The organism is Modicisalibacter sp. MOD 31.J (genome assembly GCF_020147985.1).
Taxonomy (GTDB): domain Bacteria; phylum Pseudomonadota; class Gammaproteobacteria; order Pseudomonadales; family Halomonadaceae; genus Modicisalibacter; species Modicisalibacter coralii.
Map to the genome: position 1 here is coordinate 653,979 of NZ_JAGXFF010000003.1, position 22,556 is coordinate 676,534.

Sequence of the window (22,556 nt, forward strand, 5' to 3'; positions counted from 1 at the left end):
AGACTCTGGAAGTTACTGAACGTATCTGCTTATATGGTTGAAGAATAATTAGCCGTTCGTGACAGCATGTCTCTTGCAGGGGACCTATGTATTACGCGCATTCTCTTGCGGGGGTCCCCCGTGAAGCTTGGCAGAGTCTGGAAAGCCACTTGGTTGCCGTCGGGGAGCTTGCCGCCGGGCGCGCCGAGCGATTCGGAATGGCTGAGGCCGCTCGTGTAGCAGGACTGCTGCATGATCTGGGCAAATATAGCCATGAATTCCAGCAGCGCCTGGCGGGGTCTCCGCGACGCGTCGATCACTCGACGGCGGGAGCGGTCATCGCCAGGGATCGACTGGGACCGCTGGGCACCATGCTCGCTTATGCCATCGCTGGACACCATGCCGGGCTGGCCAACGGCCGTGACCCCGGTGAGCGCACCCCGTTGCAAAACCGCTTCGAAGCCGTCCTCCCTGCACTTGACTCGTGCTGGGAAGAGGAACTCTCTCTGCCTGGGCAATTGATTCCGCCAGCCCACTTCACCCCACGCCGTGATCGGGGCTTCTTTCAGTACGCCTTTCTGACCCGCATGCTGTTTTCCTGTCTGGTCGATGCCGATTTCATTGATACCGAAACATTCTACGTTCGCCATGAGCATGGCGGATCGCATGCGCGTGGTGGCGGTCCATCGCTGGTGGACTTGCGTAAGGCGCTCGATCGCCATCTTGCAACGTTTGAGGCCGATAGCGACGTCAATCGTCTGCGAGCCGAGATACTGAGCCATGTACGGGGTCAGTCCGACCATCCGCCCGGGCGTTTCACGCTCACCGTCCCCACCGGTGGTGGCAAGACCCTTGCCTCGCTCGCCTTCGCTCTCGACCATGCCATCGCGCACGGGATGGATCGGGTGATCTATGTCATTCCATTTACCAGTATCGTCGAGCAGAACGCCGCGGTGTTCCGCCAGGCGTTGGGTGAGTACGGGGCCACAGCCGTGCTCGAACATCACAGTGCCTTCGATGCTGGCGCCCAGCGTGATCGCCTTGATGTCGATAGCCGCGACAAGCTCAGGCGTGACAGCGAGAACTGGGACGTGCCGATCGTGGTGACCACGGCGGTGCAGTTCTTCGAGAGTTTGTTCGCCGCCAAGACTTCTCGCTGTCGCAAGCTGCACAACATCGCGCGGAGCGTGGTGATTCTCGACGAGGCGCAGACGATGCCGCTGCCATTGTTGCGTCCCAGCGTGGCGGCGCTCGATGAACTGGCACTGAACTACCACACCAGCGTGGTGTTGTGCACAGCCACCCAGCCGGCGCTCGCGGAAACCGACGATCCCGCGCGCAGCTTTATCGGTGGGCTGCGTGATGTGCGTGAGCTGGCGCCCTGCCCCAAGCGGCTCTACCGACAGCTCGAACGGATCAAGGTCCGGTATATCGGTACGCTTGAGGACAATGACCTGCGTGAGGAAATGCTGGCACTGGAACAGGTGCTGTGCATCGTCAACAATCGCCGCCATGCGAGGGCGCTGTTCGAAGCGATAGCCGATCAGCCCGGCACCTATCATCTCACCACGTCGATGTGTGCCGTGCATCGCCGCCAGATGCTTGCCGAGATTCGCCAGCAATTGAAAGACGGTCGGCCCTGCCGCGTCGTCTCAACGTCGCTGATCGAAGCCGGCGTCGATGTCGATTTCCCACGTGTGCTGCGTGCCGAGGCCGGGCTGGATTCCATCGCCCAAGCGGCGGGGCGCTGCAATCGTGAAGGCAAGCGTAACGTCGCTGATAGCGAAGTGCGGATTTTTGCCACGGCCAATGAAGATTGGGCGCCACCGCCGGAACTCGAGCAATTTGCCCAGGTCAGCCGCGAGGTGCTCAGAAATCATGGTGACGATCCGCTATCGCTGGAGGCGATCGATGCCTACTTCCGCCTGCTCTACTGGCAGCAGGGCAACAAGGCGCTGGATCGGCACGACCTGCTTGGTCTGTGCGAGAAAGGACGACTGGAAGGGCTACCGTTCGAAACACTCGAGCAGAAGTTTCGCATGATCGAGAACACGCAGCTCGCGGTCATCATTCCTTTCGATGAGCCGGCATGTGACGCCATCAGGCGGCTGAGTCACGCCGAAAGCGTCGGAGGAATCGCCCGTGAGCTGCAGCGCTATACCGTGCAGGTACCGCCTCAGGGCTTTGCCGCACTGGAGCGCGCTGGTGCGATTGCGGCGATCGAGCAGGAGCGTTTCGGCGAGCAGTTCATGGTGCTGATCAACGAGGATCTCTACGACGATCGATTGGGGTTAGATTGGAACGAGCCGACGTTCCGTGACAGTGAGTCGAACATCTGGTGAAACGGAAAACTAAAACGGAATAGGGGAGCAGCGAATGGCATTCGGGGTTCGGCTGCATATCTGGGGGGAACGGGCGTGTTTCACACGCCCGGAGATGAAGGTGGAGCGGGTTTCCTATGACGTGATCACGCCCTCGGCGGCGCGCGGCATTCTGGAAGCCATCCACTGGAAGCCGGCGATCCGCTGGTGCATCGATCGCATTCATGTCCTCAAGCCGATTCATTTCGAATCGATCCGGCGTAATGAGGTAGGTCACAAGTTACCTGCCTCGACGGTCACCAAGGCGATGAAGGCCGGCCGCGTCGATGATGTGCACTATTTCGTCGATCAGGGCCGGCAGCAGCGTGCCGCCACCATCCTGCGCGATGTCGGCTACGTTATCGAGGCGCATTTCGAGTTCACGCCGAGGGCCGATAACAGTGACTCCCCCGGCAAGCATCTGGATATCTTCAACCGTCGCGCTCGCCAGGGGCAGTGCTTTCACATGCCGTGCCTGGGAACGCGTGAATTTCCTGCCGCCTTCGAACTGGTTGAGTCCGAGGCGGAAATGCCGGTCGTTGATACGCAACTGCATGGCGAGCGCGATCTAGGCTTCATGCTGCATGACATCGATTTCGCCAGCGGCAAGACACCGCGTTTCTTCCGGGCTCGCATGGTCGATGGCGTCATCGAAGTGCCGCCATTTGCTGAGGCGCTGGCATGATTCTCTCTGCGCTCAACGATTACTATCAGCGCCTGGCAGCGGACTATAAGGTACCCTTGCCTGGCTTCAGCAGCGAGAAGATCAGTTATGCGCTGGTGTTCTCGGCCGAGGGCGTGCCGCTACAGGTCGTCGATCTTCGCGATACCTCGGGCAAGAAACCGCGACCGCGCGCCATGCAGGTTCCGGTCGACAAGGGACGCACGTCGGGTATTCATGCTTATCCGTTATGGGACAAGACCGCCTATGCTCTCGGCGTGACCAATGGCACGGGTAAACGCTTGTCCGAAGAGCATGCGGCATTCAAGGCGCGCCAGATCGAATTGTTCGGTGAGAATGACGATCCCGTACTGCAGGCTTTTCTGAGGCTCATCGAACGGTGGAGACCGGAGGCTTTGGCAGAGCTTCCCGGCTACACCGAGGAGATGCTGGATACCAATGTCGTGTTTCGTCTCGATGGTGAGCGGCAATATTTGCATGAAACATTGGCAGCGCGAGAAATCTGGCAGGCTGCGTTGCAGAAAGAGGCGGGAGACGAAGGGCAATGCTTGATTACCGGCGAAATTGCGTCGCTCGGTACGGATCATCCTCGCATCCGAGAAGTTAACGGCGCACAGAGTTCGGGAGCCTCCCTCGTTTCGTTCAATAGCGATGCCTACGAATCCTATGGCTACAAGGGACAGACCAACGCATCGATCTCGAAAACTGCCATCTTCGGCTATGCGACGGCCCTCAATTACCTGTTGCGTCGCGACAACGACAACCATCAGCGTCTGCAGATTGGCGACGCCACCGTCGTGTTCTGGGCCGAAGCCAGCGATGCCGCGCATGCCGAGGCAGCGGAAAATTTCCTGGCGATGGCCAATGCCCCCCCTGACGATGAGCAGGAGGCAGCCAAATTGGGGAGTCTGTTGACCCAGGTTGCACAAGGTCGCCCATTAAAAGAGATTGACCCAATACTGGAGCCACGGACGCGCATGTTCGTACTGGGGCTGGCGCCCAATGCTGCGCGTCTCTCGGTGCGTTTCTGGTATGCCGACACCCTGGACGAACTGGCTCGCCACTATGCACAGCATCATCGGGATATGGCGCTGGAGCCAACGCCCTGGAAAGGCATCGCGCCGGGAAGCTGGTGGCTGGTGTTACAGACCGCTCCGATGCATGGCGGGCAGAGACCCAAGGCGGACGACGTCCCGCCGCAACTGGCCGGTGAGTTGATGCGTGCGATTCTTACCGGTAGCCGCTATCCACAGTCACTGCTATCCAATCTTGTCATGCGTTTTCGTAGCGATGGTCATATCACCGGGGCGCGCATTGCGCTCTGCAAGGCCGTACTCGCGCGGGCGGCGCGGCTCGCGACCCAGGCCAATTCCACCACCCAGGAGGTGCCCGTGAGCCTTGATCGACACTCCACCCACCCCGGCTATCTGCTGGGGCGACTGTTCGCCGAGCTGGAGAATGCTCAGCGCGGTGCGCTCGGCAATCAGCTAAACGCGACCATTCGCGATCGCTACTACGGGGCAGCGTCGGCCACGCCGGCCAGCGTCTTCCCGATGTTATTGCGCAACGCTCAGCACCACCTGTCGAACCTGCGCAAGCAGGGCAAGGGGGGATTGGCACATACCATAGAAGATGAGATCGGTGCCATTATCGGCGGCCTGGGCGATACCTTTCCCAGGCACCTGAAGATCGAGGACCAGGGGCGCTTCGCCATCGGCTATTACCACCAGTCACAGGCGCGTTTCTCCAAACGTGAGCCCGACACCGAAACAACAGAAGAAACCACTGCGCAGGGAGAAGGGGCATGACCGCCATCGCCAACCGTTATGAATTCGTGCTGCTGTTCGATGTCACCAACGGCAACCCCAACGGTGATCCTGATGCCGGCAATCTGCCGCGTCTCGATCCGGAAACCAATCAGGGCCTGGTCACCGATGTGTGCCTCAAGCGCAAGATTCGCAACTATGTCGCGCTGGAGAAGGAAGAGGATGCCGGCTACGCCATCTACATGCAGGAAAAGTCGGTTCTCAACAATCAGCACAAGAAGGCGTACGAAGCGCTTAATATCAAGCCTGAGCCGAAGAAGCTGCCGAAGGACGAAGCCAAGGCGCGCGGGTTGACCGCCTGGATGTGCGGAAACTTCTTCGATGTACGCACCTTTGGTGCGGTGATGACCACTGAGGTCAATTCCGGTCAGGTCCGTGGGCCGGTGCAGATGGCATTTGCCAGTTCCATCGATCCCGTGGTGCCGATGGAGGTCTCGATTACACGCATGGCGGTGACAAACGAGCGTGATCTCGAGAAGGAGCGCACCATGGGCCGCAAGCACATCATTCCTTATGGCCTCTACCGTGTGCATGGGTATGTCTCCGCCAAGCTGGCTGAGCGTACCGGCTTTTCCGAGGACGATCTCGAACTATTGTGGCGTTCCCTGATCAACATGTTCGAGCACGACCGCTCTGCGGCACGTGGCGAGATGTCGGCACGCAAACTGATCGTCTTCAAGCACGATCATCCCATGGGCAATGCACCTGCGCATCGGCTTTTTGACAGCGTGCAAGTCGAGCGTGTCGAAGGTGAAGCTGATACCCCCGCACGGCATTACAGCGATTATCGGGTCACGGTCGATGCTGACATGCTACCCGCCGGCGTCAGCGTCGAAGAGCGCCTGTAGGCGCCATGCGACCATGGAGGATTCGGCCCGGCTGATCCCGCTCTCGGCGTTGCAGCACTACCTGTTCTGTCCGCGCCAGTGTGCACTGATCCATCTTGAACAGCAGTGGTCCGAGAACCGCTACACGGCGGAAGGGCGCATCCTGCATGAACGCGCTGACCATCTTGGCCATGAGCGTCGGCGCGGCGTGCATACCGCCATGGCTCTACCTCTGGCTAGTGCAAGACTGGGGCTGACCGGCGTCGCCGATGTGGTCGAGTTCGATGAGCGCGAGACGCCGACGCGTGTACGTCCGATCGAATACAAGCGCGGGCGACCCAAGGCGCACCGTGCCGACGAGGTACAGCTTTGCGCGCAGGCGATGTGCCTGGAGGAAATGCTCGACACGAGGATCGGTGAGGGCGCTCTTTTCTATGGCAAGACTCGGCGACGCAAGATCGTGGCGTTCGATGAGGAGCTGCGTACGCTGACTCGCCAAGTCATCGATGGCGTAGGTGGGTTATTCGACAGTAATCGGACGCCAGTGGCCGACTATGACGCCAAGCGCTGCGACCGCTGTTCGCTGATGGATCTCTGCCAGCCGCGTGTGCTGGGCAGGCGACGTTCGGCAAGCCGCTGGCTCTCGCGTCAGCTTCAGACACTGGATGATTAACCGTGCGACGTCAGCTCAACACACTCTACATCACCACCGACGGCGCCTGGCTCAAGAAGGACGGCGCCAACATCGTCATGCAGGTGGAGGGGGAGGAGCGTGCACGTCTGCCCATCCATATGCTCGAATCGCTGGTCTGTTTCGGCCGCGTACTGGTGTCACCGCCCTTGATGGGGTTTTGCGCCGAACAGGGCGTGACGATCACGCATCTGACCCCCAACGGCAAGTTTCTCGCACGTATCGAAGGGCCGGTATCCGGCAATGTACTGTTGCGGCGTACTCAGTACCGGACGAGCGACGATGACACCGCCTGTGCGGCCATCGTGCGCGGCGTACTGATCGGCAAGGTGCACAATCAGCGTGCCGTACTTGCGCGAGGGCTGCGCGACTACGGCGCGAAGCTGGAAGAAGTCGATCGTTTGGCTCTGGAACGGGCTCGGTCACGCATGAGTCGCATCGCCAAGAATCTTCTCAAGGAGCCAGCCACTGATGCGTTGCGCGGTCTGGAGGGCGAGGCGGCACAGGTCTATTTCGGGCATTTCGACCTGCTCGTGCGCCATGACGGTGAAGCGTTCCGCTTCACGAGCCGTAACCGCCGTCCACCACGTGATCGTATCAATGCGCTGCTTTCGTTTCTCTATACACTATTGACCCACGACTGCCGGTCGACTCTGGAAAGTGTTGGGCTAGATCCCGCGGTCGGTTTTCTGCATCGCGATCGCCCCGGTCGTCCCAGTCTGGCGCTAGATCTTGCCGAGGAGTTCCGTCCGCTGCTGGGCGATCGGCTCGCCCTGTCGCTGGTCAACCGTCGTCAACTACGCGAACGAGACTTCATCATCGCCGAGAGTGGCGGTGTCGCGTTGACAGAAGACGCTCGCAAGACGGTACTGACAGCATACCAGGAGCGTAAGCGGGAAGATCTCAATCACCCCTTCATCGGCGAAAAGGCGCCCATCGGCCTTCTGCCCTTTCTGCAAGCGCAGCTATTGGCGCGTCATCTGCGCGGCGACCTGGACACCTATCCACCTTTTCTCTGGAAATGACCATACGAGGAGCCGCGCCATGATGGTTCTGGTCAGCTACGATGTCAGCACGTCTTCCGAAGGCGGCGAACGCCGCCTGCGCCGCGTCGCTAAAGCCTGTCGCGATTATGGGCAGCGTGTTCAGTTTTCGGTCTTTGAAATCGAAGTCGAGCCCGACCAGTGGGTTCGTCTGCGTCAGCAGTTGACTGATCTGATCGATGATGAGGTCGACAGTCTGCGCTTCTATTTTCTTGGACGTAACTGGCAGAAGCGCATAGAGCATATTGGTGCGAAACCTGCCTTGGATATGAATGGCCCTCTCGTTTTCTGAAGACCTTTCCTCTCTGCGAACCACAAGTGTTCCGCTTTTTCCCGCCAGGTTCGCGGCTCTTTAATAATTTGTTTTAAAAGATGATTTCCCCTTCTGGGGCTAGAGAATTGGCCTGATAAACGAACCGGTGAAGGAGTTCGCTGTGTTTACGTTGTTTGCTTAGTATAATCAAGGCGTTATAAAGGAACAGTCGCGGCCCGCACGGGTCGCGCGGATAGAAACACGTTCTCGCTGGCGGCTCAGTAGCTCGGTGTCACGTCGCGGCCCGCACGGGTCGCGCGGATAGAAACGCGATCGATGCTGATCCGCAGCATTGCCGAGCCGTAGGTCGCGGCCCGCACGGGTCGCGCGGATAGAAACGCGAACGATTCATTGATGCGGTCGGCGGCCTCTGTCGCGGCCCGCACGGGTCGCGCGGATAGAAACTGCAGCGACCAGCGCTCATTGCTGATAGCCTCGGGTCGCGGCCCGCACGGGTCGCGCGGATAGAAACCATCTCGGCGTTCTCAATCACGAGCTGACCGATGGAGTCGCGGCCCGCACGGGTCGCGCGGATAGAAACAGCCGCTTCGACCAGGACCAGGACGCCAAGGACGTCGCGGCCCGCACGGGTCGCGCGGATAGAAACTGCCCGGTGAATCCGTAGACCTCGGCGGCATCCTGTCGCGGCCCGCACGGGTCGCGCGGATAGAAACGACGCCACCATCGCGGACATCTACGTCACTCGCGTCGCGGCCCGCACGGGTCGCGCGGATAGAAACGAGATCACCACCGAAAGCGCCAAGGTTGCCCCGCGTCGCGGCCCGCACGGGTCGCGCGGATAGAAACTTCTACGAGTATTCGATTCCTGCCGGGGAAAGCCGTCGCGGCCCGCACGGGTCGCGCGGATAGAAACGACCAGCGGCCGGTTAAAGCCGTCCTCGCCCTCTCGTCGCGGCCCGCACGGGTCGCGCGGATAGAAACGACCAGCGGCCGGTTAAAGCCGTCCTCGCCCTCTCGCGTCGCGGCCCGCACGGGTCGCGCGGATAGAAACCTCACTACCGGCGGCGGTGAGATGGCCGACTTCTTGTCGCGGCCCGCACGGGTCGCGCGGATAGAAACAATGGTCTGCGCCTCGTCGGCGGTGTTGGTGATGCGGTCGCGGCCCGCACGGGTCGCGCGGATAGAAACATGAGTGCAAGTGCTACGCAGAAAACAATGGCTTTGGTCGCGGCCCGCACGGGTCGCGCGGATAGAAACGAGCAGGTATGCCATGTCGGGCTCTCACGATGGACGTCGCGGCCCGCACGGGTCGCGCGGATAGAAACAGAGTCTCGGCGCGCCGGAAGTCCATCGCCTTGGTCGCGGCCCGCACGGGTCGCGCGGATAGAAACACGACCGGCCAGCACCTGGGGCAGTAGTGCTGGGTCGCGGCCCGCACGGGTCGCGCGGATAGAAACCTCGGCCTGGGCTCGGTCTCCCAGGGCGCGCTGCGTCGCGGCCCGCACGGGTCGCGCGGATAGAAACGATTGTCCTTTGCTCAGCCACCGACAGTCCCACAGTCGCGGCCCGCACGGGTCGCGCGGATAGAAACTGACTTACGAGATCAGATCAGCGCAGGGGAAATCATGTCGCGGCCCGCACGGGTCGCGCGGATAGAAACGAACTCCTCCTGGAGATCCTGGCCATAACGATGCAGTCGCGGCCCGCACGGGTCGCGCGGATAGAAACCATGACCATGCTCTCGGGTGCAGGGCCGGAGACAAGGGTCGCGGCCCGCACGGGTCGCGCGGATAGAAACGCGTCCTGGACGATAGCCGCCTGCCGCGTTAGGTCGTCGCGGCCCGCACGGGTCGCGCGGATAGAAACGAGGAACCGTTCGGCGTGACGCTGGTCCTCGACGTCGTCGCGGCCCGCACGGGTCGCGCGGATAGAAACCAGGGCAGGCGGGGCCAACTGCTGGCAAAAGCCGAGTCGCGGCCCGCACGGGTCGCGCGGATAGAAACGCCGTCGAGGATCCCGAGGGCGTCAACCTCGGTACCGTCGCGGCCCGCACGGGTCGCGCGGATAGAAACCGCGATGAGCTGGGGTTGACGGTCCCCAAGGTCGAGTCGCGGCCCGCACGGGTCGCGCGGATAGAAACAAGCCCCGGACCAAGTGGGTGCCGGTGAACCCGCGTCGCGGCCCGCACGGGTCGCGCGGATAGAAACAGCCGCAGCCCGCCGAGCCGGTGCCCGGCTGCATCGTCGCGGCCCGCACGGGTCGCGCGGATAGAAACAATGAAGCGTTTGAACGTGGCCTCGCCTGTCTCGGGTCGCGGCCCGCACGGGTCGCGCGGATAGAAACAATGAAGCGTTTGAACGTGGCCTCGCCTGTCTCGGGTCGCGGCCCGCACGGGTCGCGCGGATAGAAACTCCGCCTGAAGCATTGAATTGCACATCAGGGCCGGTCGCGGCCCGCACGGGTCGCGCGGATAGAAACCAGTAGCCGTGCCAGTGCGCCCGACGGACGTGGGCCGTCGCGGCCCGCACGGGTCGCGCGGATAGAAACGGCGGCATCGGCAGCGAGCCGGTCAGCGCGATCAAGTCGCGGCCCGCACGGGTCGCGCGGATAGAAACGCCGGCATCGACTGTGGAGATTGGCGGAAACGGGTCGCGGCCCGCACGGGTCGCGCGGATAGAAACCGTAGCGCCCGATTGTGCCGTGTGTGTACCAGCAGGTCGCGGCCCGCACGGGTCGCGCGGATAGAAACGTTATTGGTTGGGCAGAGGAGCAGGCAGAAGAATGTCGCGGCCCGCACGGGTCGCGCGGATAGAAACCCCGCTGCGTACCGTCGCTGGTGTCATCGAGGATAGTCGCGGCCCGCACGGGTCGCGCGGATAGAAACGCCATCGACGCCTACATGCCAGTAGTTGAGGTCGGTCGCGGCCCGCACGGGTCGCGCGGATAGAAACATCGACGCTCTGGTGCTTTATCGGCACAACCTCAGCTCGTCGCGGCCCGCACGGGTCGCGCGGATAGAAACATGTCCGATGAAGTCGGAATTCGTGCCGCCGAGCGTCGCGGCCCGCACGGGTCGCGCGGATAGAAACTCGCCGGTGGCGGGCGGTGGGGTGCCACCTGCCGGGTCGCGGCCCGCACGGGTCGCGCGGATAGAAACGCCACCGGCGCCACCGTGTGGATGGCCGAGACACTGTCGCGGCCCGCACGGGTCGCGCGGATAGAAACCAAACGATGGGGGCGGACCGCACGCAGGTTGGAAGGTCGCGGCCCGCACGGGTCGCGCGGATAGAAACTCGGCCTTGGCGTTGATCGGCTCCGGGGCGTCGTGTCGCGGCCCGCACGGGTCGCGCGGATAGAAACGCCCCGCTCGTCCTCGATCTCCAGCTTGCCGTTGCGGTCGCGGCCCGCACGGGTCGCGCGGATAGAAACACGAATATCCCGTCCCGCATTTCACCCTTGCGATGGTCGCGGCCCGCACGGGTCGCGCGGATAGAAACTTGTAGCGCACTTCCCAGCGCTTGCGGCCTGACGGGTCGCGGCCCGCACGGGTCGCGCGGATAGAAACGAGTGCTACTTGCATCCGACCCTCAACACGGCGGAAACGTCGCGGCCCGCACGGGTCGTGCGGATAGAAACCGCCACTACTCCACCGAGCGCACCCTCGACACCCCCGTCGCGGCCCGCACGGGTCGCGCGGATAGAAACAATGGGCGAGCTACACTGCCGGCAACCTGCTGCCGTTGCGGTCCGCATGGGTCGCGCGGATAGAAACATGAACGGCACCATGTCGATCAGGAAGTGCACCGGTCGCGGTCCGCACGGGTCGCGCGGATAGAAATCAGTATTGAACCGGCGTTCCCTTCTCGTCCTTGAGTGTCGCGGCCCGCAAGGGCCGCGCGGGTTGAAACAGCACCAGCTTGACGTGGTCCAGGCGCTGACTGGTCGCGGATCGCGCGTATCAGAGCGAACAATCTAGCCTAAGTTCGGGGTGCCTCATCTCCTTCAAGGGTTGTTTTTCCTCCCTTTCCGGAGTTTTCGATCCCCGAATTCAACCGCCAGTCGATATGCGCGAGAAGCAGCAGTTGCAAGGCGAGGAAGGCGAAGCAGGTGGTGACACTGAGTGTCATGGGGGCGTACTCGAAAACGGCGGATGCCGCGTCTGGAGTATAGCCGGTGCGGGGTGTTCGGTAGGCAAGGTGGGCAGCCCGCCGGAGCGGGCCGCGGGGCTCAGTGTTCGTCGTTCTCGAAGCGTTCGGCGGCGCGCAGGGCGTCGTCCTGGGTGTCGTGCTCGGAGACGACGTTCTCGTTATCGGGCTGGCTTTCGTCGATCACCACCCAGCCGGTGACTTTCTCGTTCATGGCGCGGGCGGCGAAGACCGGCTCCACGCGGGCTTGTTTTTGCATGGTCGCTCCTTGACGGATATCGCGACGCTGGCGGTTCAGGCGCCGTCGCGGGACAGATCGCCGGCGGCCGGGCGGTTGAGTTCGGTACAGGGGCAGCCCTCGTGGACGCAGGACATGCCCTCGGGGTGCCCGGCGGCACAGGCCGAGCAACAGAAGGCCTGGCCTTCGCTCATGGCGCTCTGCTCGCTGGTGACTTCATGTTCGCAGCCTACGCAGGCGCAGGTTCCCAGGTCGGCCATCGGTGTCTCCTGTCTGGCGGGTTCGCCCATCAAGGTAGTCACGACGTGGGGCGCTTTGCCAGTCGATCAGGGGATTGCGGGCACGGCCGACTCCGTCAGGAAGCCGGCCGGGGTGGCGGTCAGGCCGGCGGGTGGGCGAGGTCGTCGATGAAGCGCTGGCGCCAGGCCAGCAGGCTGTTCTGGCGCAGCACGTCGAGCATCTGCCGGTGGCGTTGGCGGCGCTCGTCCTTTGGCATGTTCAGGGAACGCTCGATGGCGCTGGCGATGTCGTGCACGTCGTAGGGGTTGACCAGCAGCGCGCCGCTCAACTCGCGGGCGGCGCCGGCCAGTTCGCTGAGCACCAGCACGCCGGGGTCGTCGGGGTCCTGGGCGGCGACGAATTCCTTGCAGACCAGGTTCATGCCGTCGCGCAGCGGGGTCACCAGGCCGACCCGCGCGGCGCGGAACAGGCCCATCAGGTCGGCGTGGGAGTAGGTCTGGTTGAGGTAGTGCACCGGCAGCCAGTCGATGTCGGCGTAGGTGCCGTTGATGTGGCCGGCCAGGCCCTCGAGCTGGCGGCGCAGCTCGTCGTACTCGGGGATCGCGCTGCGCGAGGGGCTGGCGATCTGCATGAAGATGGTGCGCTGGCGGCGGTGCTTGAAGTGGGTGAGCAGCGTCTCGATGGCGTTGAAGCGCTGCACCAGCCCCTTGGAGTAGTCGAGGCGGTCGGCGCCGATGATCAGGTCGCGCTTGCCGAGATCGGCCTGGAACTGGCAGGCCGGGTCCTGGGTGATGGCCTGTTCGGCTTCGGCGATGGCTTCATCGACGTCGATGCCCACCGGGTAGACGCCGGTGCGCAGCCGGTGGCCCCGACAGGTGACGTGGTCGCCGTCGATGGTGGCGTCGAAGGTCTCGACCAGGGCCTCGTGGAAGGCATGGCGATCGTTCTCGGTCTGGAAGCCGATGAGGTCGTAGTACAGCAGGTCCTCGAGCAGCTCGCGATGGCAGGGCAGCGCGCGCAGCAGATCGAAGCTGGGAAAGGGGATGTGCAGGAAGAAGCCCAGCGGCTGGCGGACGTCGCGCTCGCGCAGTTCCTTGCCCAGCGGCAGCAGGTGGTAGTCGTGGACCCAGATCAGCTCGTCGCCCTGCAATAGCGGGGTCAGGCCTTCGGCGAAGCGGGCGTTGACCCGCGAGTAGGCCTTCACGTAGTCGAGCCGGAAGTCCATGGCGCCGAGGTTGAAGTGGAACACCGGCCACAGCACTTCGTTGGCGAAGCCCAGGTAGTAGTCGTCGTAGTCCTCCTTGGAGAGCGACAGCGTGGCATAGTCGATGGCATCGCGGGTGACCACGCTGGGCCGATTGGAGGGGACCTGCTTGACGCGGCCGTCCCAGCCGAACCATAGCCCGCCGTGTTCGCGGAGCGCGCCGGTGATGGCCACCGCCAGGCCACCGGCCTGGGGTTTGCCGGCTTCGGGAATCGATACGCGATTGGAGACCACCACGAGTCGTGTCATACGGCTTCCTCCCAGCTACGGCTCAGGTGCAGGGCGGAGTTGATCAGGCCGACCATGCTGTAGGTCTGCGGAAAGTTGCCCCACAGTTCATGACTGGTGGTGTCGAGATCCTCGGAAAGCAAGCCCTGGGCGTTGCGGCATTCGAGCATGTTCTCGAACAGCCGGCGCGCCTCGTCGCGGCGGCCGATCGCCCACAGCGCGTCGATGTACCAGAAGGTGCAGATGTTGAAGGCGTTCTCGGGGTGGCCGAAGTCGTCGGCGGCGGCGTAGCGGAACAGGTGGTCGCCGCGGCGCAGCTCGGCCTCGATGGCGCCGACCGTGCTGACGAAGCGCGGGTCGTCGGCGGCGAGGAAGTCGAGCTCGTGCATCAAGAGCAGGCTGGCGTCCATGGTGTCGCCGCCGAAGCTCTCGGTGAAGGCCTGGCGCGGCTCGCTCCAGGCCTCGCGGCAGATCACGTCGTGCATGCGGTCGGCCTGTTGGCGCCAGCGGGTGGCGTCCTCGTCGAGACCGAGATGCGCGGCGATGCGTGCCAGGCGGTCGCAGGCGGCCCAGCACATGATCGCCGAGTAGGTGTGCACGCGGGCGCGGCCGCGATATTCCCAGATGCCGGCGTCGGGCTTGTCGAACAGCCGTGCGGCCTGTTCGCCGAGGATCGTCAGGCGGCGGAACAGCGCTTCGTCGCCGGGGCGGGCCAGGCGCTCGTCGAAGAACGCTTGATTGGCGGCCAGCACCACGGCGCCGTAGACGTCGTGCTGCACCTGGTGATAGGCGGCGTTGCCGACCCGTACCGGCCCCATGCCGCGGTAACCGGCGAGCCCGCTGACCTCGTACTCCTCGATGCGCACCTCGCCGCCGATCCCGTAGAGCGGCTGCAGCTCGTGCTCGGCGGCGCCGACCACCAGGTTGATGATGTAGTTGAGGTAGTTCTCCATGGTCGCGGTGGCGCCCAGGCGGTTGAGGGCGTGAACCACGAAGTAGGCGTCGCGCAGCCAGCAGTAGCGGTAGTCCCAGTTGCGCTGGGTGTTGGCGGCCTCGGGCACCGAGGTGGTCATGGCGGCGATCACCGCGCCGGTGTCCTCGAAGGTGCTGAGCTTGAGGGTGGTGGCGGCGCGGATCACGGCGTTCTGCCATTCGAAGGGAATGGCCAGCCCGCGGGCCCACTCCTGCCAGTAGGTGGTGGTCTGGGTCTCGAAGCGCTGACACAGCGCGGTGACCGATTCGGTGATGCTCTCGTCGGGGCCCAGCGCGAAGTTGAGTTCGCCTTCGAGGACGATCGGCGATTCCTGCAGCACATGGGTGATCGAGGCGTCGGTGGTCAGCCGGGTCACCCGCCCCTGGCCGATGTAGCGGATGTGGTGGCTGCCGTGGGTGATGTTGGTGATGGGCTCGCCGTAGGCGGTGGTGGGGCGCAGGCGCACGCGGATCACCGGCGTGCCGGCCAGGCACTGCACGCGCCGTATCACGGCCTCGGGGCGGAAGGTCCGGTCGTAGAGCCTGAAGCGTGGGCAGAAGTCGGTGATGCGGATGCGGCTGCCGAACTTGTCGGTGAGTTCGGTGCACAGGATCGCGGTATTGCGCTGGTAGTACTGCCGGGACTCGACCTGGTCCTTGAGTTCGATGGCGAAGTAGCCGTGATCGGCGGTGTCCATCAACTGCGAGAAGAAGGGGTCGCCGTCGAAGCGCGGCAGGCAGCACCAGACGATCCGGCCATCGGCATCGACCAGGGCGCCGATCTGGCAGTTGCCGATCAGGCCGAGTTCCAGGGAGGTGGGGCGCGGTTGGGACGACGCGCTCAGGTCGTTCGGGTTGGCAGACTCTCCAGCCATGTCAGTACCTCCTGTACCGAGTCAAGATAGCAGGTTGCGGTGGTCTCGCCGCCGCGGCCGACGCGTACGCTGAGCCCGCCGCGGGCGTTGACCTCGCGGAAGGCGTCCTCGTCGGTGACGTCGTCGCCGACGAACACCGGGCGGCGGCCGCGAAAGGTCGGTTCGTCGAGCAGCCGGGCGACGGCGGAGCCCTTGTGGACACCGGCCGGGCGCAGTTCGATGACGCACTTGCCGGCGACGGTCTCGAAGCCCTCGCCCAGCCTGGCCCGCCAGTCGGCCATGAAGCGGCGGCAGTCGTCGGCGCGATCGGGGGCGCCGCGGTAGTGCAGGGCCAGCGCGACGCGCTTGTCCTCGTAGTGCAGGCCGTCGCGGTCGGCGACGAAGTCGGCCAGTGCCTCGCGGCAGGCGGCCAGGCGTTCGGGGTGCTCGACGGCACTGTGATAGCCGCCCGCGGCGTCGCGCCATTCCAGGCCGTGGACGCCGGCCAGCGGCAGCGCGAGCGGGCCGAGCAGGCGTTCGAGTTCGGCTACCGGGCGGCCGCTGACGATCGCCACGGCGCCGTCCAGCTCGCGATCCAGGGTGGCGATCAGCCGGCGCAGCGGCGCGGAGACACGGGTGTCCCGGGGGTGGTCGACGAGCGGCACCAGGGTGCCATCGAAGTCGAGAAACAGCGCCCAGTCGTGGCGCGGGGGTGGTGGTGTCTTGGCATCGGGCGGTGTCTTGGAATCGGGCATCGTCTCGCCGGTAGTTCGCGAAAAACAGAACGTGACACAACAAACCGATAACGCGCGATGCGCTCGGCACCGCGCTGTCAGCATACGCCTTCACGGGGGCGGGGAGCGAGTGTCAGTCGTCGGGGGCGGCCGGCTGGAAGGCGCGCTTGTCGTCGGGCAGGCGTACCGTGTCGCCCAGGTTCAAGTCGCCGAGCGACTGCAGGCGTTCGCCGCTGCCGGGGTCGATCAGGGCGACCACGTCGCCGATGCTGGTGGCGTCGCGGTAGGCCTCGACCCGGATACGCACCGTCGCGCCCTTGTAGCGGCCGGTGAGGATGCTGCCGGGGTGGGGTTCACCGTAGTCGTTGGGATCCTTGGCGTAGTGGGCGGACACGCTGGTCTCGCCCGGGGTGTCCCATTCGATGTGCTTGTGCATGCGAGCTTTCCCTGTCGCTGGTGGTGTCACTGCACAGGGTAGCGCGTGTGGCGGGGGAACGCCCATGGGGGCGGCACGCCGGACAGGGCCGGCGTGCCGTGCGGGGGCTCAGAAACGGTAGCTGAGGCCGCCCATGACCACGACCGGGTCGATCTCGACGTTGGCGTCGTAGTCGGTACCGGCGATGGTGGCGGTGGCGTCGGTATCGATGTCGATGTACCAGGCGGCGGCGTTGAGCGCCCAGTGCTCGTTGATCAGCAGGTCGACACCGACCTGGGCGGCGGCGCCCCAGGAGTCGTCGAGGTCGAGGCTGCCCACATCGAGTTCTTCGTCGGAGAAGTGGGTGTAGTTGATACCGGCGCCGACGTAGGGCTGGACGCGCGCGTCGGTTCCGCCCAGCGGGTAGTACTGCAGGGTCAGGGTCGGCGGCAGGTGCTTGGTGGAAGCGAGGTTGTCGCCGTTGAGCGCGATGTCGTGCTTGAAGGGCTCGGCGGCGAGCAGTTCGACGCCCAGCTTGTCGGTGAAGCGGTAGCCGAGGGTGAAGGCGAAGCCGCTGTCGTCACCGACGTCGACATCCAGGTTCAGGTCGTCGAATTCGCCGTTGTCGCTCTTGGGCTCGACCTTGGCGACACCGAAGCGGGTGTAGAAGTCGCCCTGCCCGTAGGCGAAGGCGGGGCTGGTGGCGACCAGGCCGGCGGCGGCGAGTGCGGCGGCGGAAAGCAGCATGGCGGTACGCATGACAGGAACTCCTGAAGTGACGATGACGACGCCGATGTTGCATGGACTGCGTGTCGGCGACTGAAAGCCCCTTCACCATATCCCTGCCGCGGGCGGGAAAAATTGTCTTGAGACAAGAATTGGCCGCTGTGGTTTCCCGGGCACGGCCGGAATACGACCTGGATCAAGAAAATGAAGCGGCCCGCGCTTGGCGGGCCGTGGCGAGTCACTTTTTCTTGGCGCGCTTGCGCTCGTTCTCGGTGAGGTGTTTCTTGCGCAGGCGGATGTGGTTGGGCGTGACCTCGACCAGTTCGTCGTCGTCGAGGAACTCGATCGCCTGCTCGAGCGTGAAGCGTACCGGCGGCGTGAGGACGATGTTCTCGTCGTTGCCGGAGGCGCGCATGTTGTCGAGCTTCTTGGCCTTGGTGGGGTTGACCACCATGTCGTCGGCGCGGTTGTTGATGCCCACCAGCATGCCTTCGTAGACCTCGGTGCCGTGTTCGACGATCAGCTTGCCGCGGTCCTGCAGGGCGTAGAGCGCATAGGCCAGCGCCTTGCCGGGGACCATCGACACCAGCACGCCGTTGCGACGCTGAATGGCGGCGTCGGGCTTGAGCGGACCGTAGTGGTCGAAGCGGCTGGTGAGGATGCCGGTGCCCGAGGTCAGGGTCAGGAACTGGCCGCGGAAGCCGATCAGCCCGCGTGCGGGGATGATGAAGTCGAGCCGCACGCGCCCCTTGCCGTCGGGGTTCATGTTGGTCATCTCGCCCTTGCGGTAGCCGAGTTCCTCCATGACCGCGCCCTGGTGCTGCTCCTCGCAGTCGATGATCACCTCTTCGTACGGCTCCTGCTTCTCGCCGTCGATCTCCTTGATGATCACCTCGGGGCGGCCCACGGCGAGCTCGTAGCCCTCGCGACGCATGGTCTCGATCAGCACCGAGAGGTGCAGCTCGCCGCGCCCGGAGACCTTGAACTTCTCGGGCGATTCGCCCTGCTCGACGCGCAGCGCGACGTTGTGGATCAGCTCCTGCTCGAGGCGATCCTTGATGTTGCGGCTGGTGACGAACTTGCCGTCCTTGCCGGCGAACGGCGAGTCGTTGACCTGGAAGGTCATGGAGACCGTGGGCTCGTCGACGGTCAGCGCCGGCAGCGCCTCGACGGCACTCGGATCGCACAGCGTGTCGGAGATCGCCAGATCCTCGATGCCGGTGATGCAGATGATGTCACCGGCTTCGGCCTGTTCGGTCTGGACCCGCTCGAGACCCATGTGGGTCATCACCTGACCGATCTTGCCCTTGCGGGTGTTGCCTTCCTTGGTGATCACGCTGACCTGCTGATTGGGCCTGACGCTGCCGCGCTTGATGCGGCCCAGGCCGATGACGCCCACGTAGCTGGAGTAGTCGAGCGCCGAGATCTGCATCTGGAAGGGGCCGTCGAGTTCGACCTTGGGCGGCTCGACGATGTCGACGATCGACTGGAACATCGGCGTCATGTCGTCGGCGAGCGCGTCCGGCTCGGGGCCGGCGATGCCGTTGAGCGCCGAGCAGTAGATGATCGGGAAGTCGAGCTGCTCGTCGGAGGCGCCGAGGTTGTCGAACAGATCGAAGATCTGGTCGATCACCCAGTCGGGGCGGGCGCCGGGGCGGTCGATCTTGTTGACCACCACGATCGGCTTGAGGCCCTGGTCGAAGGCCTTCTGGGTAACGAAGCGGGTCTGCGGCATGGGACCGTCGACGGCGTCGACCAGCAGCAGCACCGAGTCGACCATCGACATCACGCGTTCCACCTCGCCGCCGAAGTCGGCGTGTCCCGGGGTGTCGACGATGTTGATGTGGTAGACCTCGTCGTCGGGTGCCTGCCAGCGGATCGCCGTGTTCTTGGCCAGGATGGTGATGCCGCGTTCCTTTTCCTGGTCGTTGGAGTCCATGATGCGCTCCTGCCCCTCGGCCTTGCGGTCCAGGGTGCCGGACTGCTGGAGGAGCTTGTCGACCAGGGTGGTTTTGCCGTGGTCGACGTGAGCGATGATGGCGATGTTGCGAAGTTTCTCGATCACGACGGGATCCTGCAGGGAAATAAGGGGCGCATTATAGGGTCTAGGCCGTGACCCCTGCCACCTTCACGGCCCCGATTTCCGGGCTTTTGCGCTGTCGTGACCTACATCAACGCCGCTTCGGCCGTTCCTTCATAGGCTTAACGGGACACGGCGCGAGTCGGCTCGCGCGGTATTGCAGTGGTCGTGGAATAAAGGAGGAGCGACGATGAAACGCGGATTGATGGGTGGCGTGCTGGCGACCGTGCTGGTCAGCGGCCTGGCCCTGGCCCACGGGGGCATGATGGGGGGCGGTTACGGCCCCGGCATGATGGGTGATGGTTACGGCCCCGGCATGATGGGTGGCGGCTACGGCCCCGGCATGATGGGCGGCGGCTACGGCCCGGGCATGATGGGTGGCGGCTACGGCCCGGGCATGATGGGTGGCGGCTATGGCCCGGGCATGATGGGCGGTGCTCTGCCGTTCGGTGACGAGCGCCTGTTGAACGATGACCAGCGTCGGCAGATTCGCCGGATCCAGGGCGAGTTCTACAAGTCCCAGCAGCCGCTGATGGAACGCCTGCACGAGCGGATGGAAACGCTGTACGAACTCTATGGCGATGAGAAGGCCGATCCGGCCCGTGCCGGCGACGTCTACACGGAGGTCTTCAAGCTGCGGCGCGAAATGGCGGACAACGCCCGTCAGGCGCGCGAGCGGGTCTACCGGATCATCGAGCAGGCGGGCGACGCCGGCGGCTCCCCGTAAGCGCCGGGTCATCGGGTCGTCGGGCCGCCGGGGTGTCACAACTGGCCGAGCAGATAGTCGAACAAGCGCCCCGGACTCTGGGCCAGCGGCTGCGAGAGCGGGATGCGCGGCAGCGAGAGCGGGTCGTCGCGGTGCGATAGCCAGCCGCCCTGGCGAGCCAGGCCGATGGTCACGCCGCACTCCCTGACGATGCGGCGGACCCGGGCCGAGGGGTCGCGGTCGGGGTAGGCGAACACCTGCAGCGGTTCCCGGCACAGGCGCGCCAGCGCCAGACGTGAGCGCCGCACCTGGCGGCGTATCGCCTCGTCGTCCAGGCCCTCGAGGGCCGCGACACCGATGCCGCGGGTGCCGAAGCGGATCAGGCCTTCGTTCTCCAGCCGCCGGATGCTGAAGGGGTCGATGTGCGGCGGCGGCAGATCGAGTTCGATGGTCAGGTAGTCGGTCACCGCTTCCAGCCGGTGGGCGGCGACGCCCGCCAACTGCTGCAGATAGCCGCGCAGGGCGCGGCTGTAGGCGGTGTCCCGCTGCGCGGGGGGCGCCGGCGGCAGGGGCAGGCCGGCATCGCCCAGCGCGTCGTGGATGCGCCGGGCATGCGGCCCTTGCCAGAGCCCGTCGCCGATCACCGCGCGCCAGTCGCCGCGGGCACGCTGCAGCTGGCCGCTGCTGACGAAGACGCTGGCGGGAATCGCATAATGGTCGAGCAGCGGCATGGCGGCGTCGAGGTCGTCGCGCCAGGCGCCGTCGAAGGTCAGGGCGATGCAGGCCTGTGGCTGGTGATGGGGCTGCATGACCGTCGCCAGGCTGACCACCCGGGCGATGTCGCTGAGGCTGAGCAGCAGCCGCTCGAAGCTCTCGCGCCCCAGGCACCAGGGGGCACGGTGGGGCAGGCGGGCGGTGGCCTCGTCATCGACCACCCGGGGCAGGACGAGGATCGCGCTGCGTCCCCACAGGGGCGCGACCAGACTGCGCCGCCAGTGGCCACGCAGGCGGCAGGCCAGGTCCTGGGCCAGGTTCAGACCGTTCATGGATAGCCTCTCCTTGTGCGCCTCGCGCACGACTAACCTCGGAAACATCATACCGTCTGGCGGCCCCGCGGTGGTCAGGGGTCGACTAAAGGCTTGCCGGCTAAGGAAACGCTGCATAAATGCCTGCGCGAGCGAATCGCTTCGTTGCGTGGTACTCGAAAACTCGCCTAACTTCATGTTATGTCTCGTTTTCTGCGTTCCATGCGCCTCGCGCTTCATCTCGCTCGTCGATTTATTCAGCATTTCCCTAACGGGCAGCGTCTCACCCGGCCGAGCGCTGCCCCTCCCATGGCTTGCGCTGCAGCACGCGAGCGTGACAGGCCCTCAGTCGGGTCAACAGGTCCTGCTCGGCACCGCCCTCCAGCTCGGGATCGAAGCCGCCGACCCGCTCGAACCAGATGCGTCGCATGGCCAGCATCGGTACGCGGACACCGGGACGGTGCAGGCGCTGCAGCCAGTGCGTCGCGAACCAGCCCTCCGTCACCAGGGCCGTGACGTCCCAGTGCTGGTGAAACAGGGTCTGCTCGAGGAAATCCAGCCAGCCCGGCGGCAGGTCGATGACGGGGTCGATGAACACCAGCACGTCGGACTGACTGTGGTTGGACGCGATGTTGAGCCGCTTGCCGTGGGGCTGGCTCGGTAGCAGCAGTTGCCGGGCACCGTGCGCTTCCGCCAGCTGATCCATGCGGTTGCGCGGCTTGTCGATCACCAGCCAGGTCTCCAGGCGCCCCGCGAAGCCCTGGGCGTTCTGCTCGATCGCCGCGAGAAAGCGGGCGAGGCGGAAGTAGCCACGTCGGGAATCGATGATGACGCTGTACGAGTTCATAGGGAGGGCGTCCTGAATCCGGTAATGGCCGTTTACCGTGACATCGACGCAGGCCGCCGGCTTCCTCGACGTCGGATGGCCGCTGCCCTCCGACGTGGCCCACATGTGTCCTGATAGCGTTTCTTGTTATGTAATCAAGTGTAGCCGTCGGTTTCAAAAGGTTGCAACGCCCCGGCTGGCTGATTTCCGAGATCGTGGGGAGTGATTTTTCCGGAGGCCCCCGGGCTGAGAGGGGTCATTCCCGGCAAGGGGCCGGGCCAGGCGGCGTCTCGCGCCGCATGCACCAAGTTGGTGCCTGGTACGCCTTTTTTGCATTCTTGCGGTGCGAGCAGCTGTCGGGTGCACCCCGATGGCGCGAGCGGGCGCGTTCCCGCGGCGCCGTGCCGGCCCCGCTGGCGTC

18 protein-coding genes and 1 CRISPR repeat array are annotated in these 22,556 nt (G+C 64.6%); of the genes, 8 read left to right on the forward strand and 10 right to left on the reverse strand.

Annotation, left to right across the window (positions count from 1 at the left end; all coding sequences use genetic code 11):
- Positions 1 to 86: 86 nt before the first annotated feature.
- Genes KGR00_RS13575 through cas2 form a run of 7 tightly spaced genes read left to right on the forward strand, consistent with a single transcriptional unit; the run spans position 87 to position 7,700 of the window.
- Entirely contained in the window at positions 87 to 2,321 is a 2,235-nt protein-coding gene (locus tag KGR00_RS13575; RefSeq protein WP_224418256.1) for a CRISPR-associated endonuclease Cas3'', read from the forward strand.
- 34 nt (positions 2,322 to 2,355) lie between these two features.
- Positions 2,356 to 3,024 (forward strand): type I-C CRISPR-associated protein Cas5c, encoded by a 669-nt coding sequence (gene cas5c, locus KGR00_RS13580; RefSeq protein WP_224418255.1) that lies wholly within the window; start codon positions 2,356 to 2,358, stop codon positions 3,022 to 3,024.
- The gene (cas8c, locus tag KGR00_RS13585; protein WP_224418254.1) at positions 3,021 to 4,829 is read left to right on the forward strand and encodes a type I-C CRISPR-associated protein Cas8c/Csd1; all 1,809 of its coding nucleotides are present in this window, start codon (positions 3,021 to 3,023) and stop codon (positions 4,827 to 4,829) included. Before cas5c ends, cas8c begins: the two co-directional genes overlap by 4 nt.
- Positions 4,826 to 5,695 (forward strand): type I-C CRISPR-associated protein Cas7/Csd2, encoded by an 870-nt coding sequence (gene cas7c, locus KGR00_RS13590; protein WP_224418253.1) that lies wholly within the window; start codon positions 4,826 to 4,828, stop codon positions 5,693 to 5,695. The genes cas8c and cas7c overlap by 4 nt, the downstream gene beginning before the upstream one ends.
- A 13-nt stretch (positions 5,696 to 5,708) precedes the next feature.
- The gene (gene cas4 / locus KGR00_RS13595) at positions 5,709 to 6,347 is read left to right on the forward strand and encodes a CRISPR-associated protein Cas4 (protein WP_224418252.1); all 639 of its coding nucleotides are present in this window, start codon (positions 5,709 to 5,711) and stop codon (positions 6,345 to 6,347) included.
- A 2-nt stretch (positions 6,348 to 6,349) separates the two neighbouring features.
- Positions 6,350 to 7,390, forward strand: coding sequence for a type I-C CRISPR-associated endonuclease Cas1c (cas1c, locus tag KGR00_RS13600; RefSeq protein ID WP_224418251.1), 1,041 nt, complete (start codon positions 6,350 to 6,352; stop codon positions 7,388 to 7,390).
- A gap of 19 nt (positions 7,391 to 7,409) precedes the next feature.
- Positions 7,410 to 7,700, forward strand: coding sequence for a CRISPR-associated endonuclease Cas2 (gene cas2, locus KGR00_RS13605; protein WP_224418250.1), 291 nt, complete (start codon positions 7,410 to 7,412; stop codon positions 7,698 to 7,700).
- A 189-nt stretch (positions 7,701 to 7,889) separates the two neighbouring features.
- A CRISPR array of direct repeats spans positions 7,890 to 11,590; the repeat unit is 33 nt; unit sequence GTCGCGGCCCGCACGGGTCGCGCGGATAGAAAC.
- Positions 11,591 to 11,909: 319 nt separating this feature from the next.
- Here cas2 and KGR00_RS13610 read toward each other — a convergent pair.
- From KGR00_RS13610 to typA, 8 genes are all read right to left on the reverse strand, one after another.
- Positions 11,910 to 12,086, reverse strand: a complete 177-nt coding sequence (locus KGR00_RS13610; protein WP_203234878.1) for a hypothetical protein — start codon at positions 12,084 to 12,086, stop codon at positions 11,910 to 11,912.
- Positions 12,087 to 12,121: 35 nt separating this feature from the next.
- Positions 12,122 to 12,325, reverse strand: coding sequence for a hypothetical protein (locus tag KGR00_RS13615; protein WP_129140936.1), 204 nt, complete (start codon positions 12,323 to 12,325; stop codon positions 12,122 to 12,124).
- 119 nt (positions 12,326 to 12,444) lie between these two features.
- Positions 12,445 to 13,818, reverse strand: a complete 1,374-nt coding sequence (locus tag KGR00_RS13620) for a trehalose-6-phosphate synthase (RefSeq protein WP_224418249.1) — start codon at positions 13,816 to 13,818, stop codon at positions 12,445 to 12,447.
- Positions 13,815 to 15,644, reverse strand: coding sequence for a glycoside hydrolase family 15 protein (locus tag KGR00_RS13625; protein WP_224418248.1), 1,830 nt, complete (start codon positions 15,642 to 15,644; stop codon positions 13,815 to 13,817). The genes KGR00_RS13620 and KGR00_RS13625 overlap by 4 nt, the downstream gene beginning before the upstream one ends.
- On the reverse strand, positions 15,611 to 16,378 hold the full coding sequence (gene otsB / locus KGR00_RS13630) for a trehalose-phosphatase (RefSeq protein WP_224418247.1): 768 nt from the start codon (positions 16,376 to 16,378) through the stop codon (positions 15,611 to 15,613). Before otsB ends, KGR00_RS13625 begins: the two co-directional genes overlap by 34 nt.
- 112 nt (positions 16,379 to 16,490) lie before the next feature.
- Positions 16,491 to 16,793: a hypothetical protein gene (locus tag KGR00_RS13635; RefSeq protein WP_129140940.1), complete on the reverse strand. Its 303-nt coding sequence runs from the start codon at positions 16,791 to 16,793 to the stop codon at positions 16,491 to 16,493.
- Positions 16,794 to 16,901: 108 nt separating this feature from the next.
- Positions 16,902 to 17,531, reverse strand: coding sequence for an OmpW family outer membrane protein (locus KGR00_RS13640; RefSeq protein WP_129140941.1), 630 nt, complete (start codon positions 17,529 to 17,531; stop codon positions 16,902 to 16,904).
- A gap of 205 nt (positions 17,532 to 17,736) precedes the next feature.
- On the reverse strand, positions 17,737 to 19,563 hold the full coding sequence (typA, locus tag KGR00_RS13645) for a translational GTPase TypA (protein ID WP_129140942.1): 1,827 nt from the start codon (positions 19,561 to 19,563) through the stop codon (positions 17,737 to 17,739).
- A 205-nt stretch (positions 19,564 to 19,768) separates the two neighbouring features.
- Here typA and KGR00_RS13650 point away from each other — a divergent pair, with 205 nt between their 5' ends.
- Positions 19,769 to 20,305 carry a hypothetical protein gene (locus KGR00_RS13650; protein WP_224418246.1) on the forward strand — a complete coding sequence of 179 codons (537 nt, stop codon included), beginning with the start codon at positions 19,769 to 19,771 and terminating at the stop codon, positions 20,303 to 20,305.
- 35 nt (positions 20,306 to 20,340) lie between these two features.
- Here KGR00_RS13650 and KGR00_RS13655 read toward each other — a convergent pair whose 3' ends face one another.
- Positions 20,341 to 21,330, reverse strand: coding sequence for a polysaccharide deacetylase family protein (locus KGR00_RS13655; protein ID WP_224418245.1), 990 nt, complete (start codon positions 21,328 to 21,330; stop codon positions 20,341 to 20,343).
- Between the two features lie 262 nt (positions 21,331 to 21,592).
- Complete coding sequence (locus tag KGR00_RS13660) at positions 21,593 to 22,156, reverse strand: hypothetical protein (protein WP_224418244.1); 564 nt, start codon at positions 22,154 to 22,156, stop codon at positions 21,593 to 21,595.
- Positions 22,157 to 22,556: the final 400 nt, after the last annotated feature.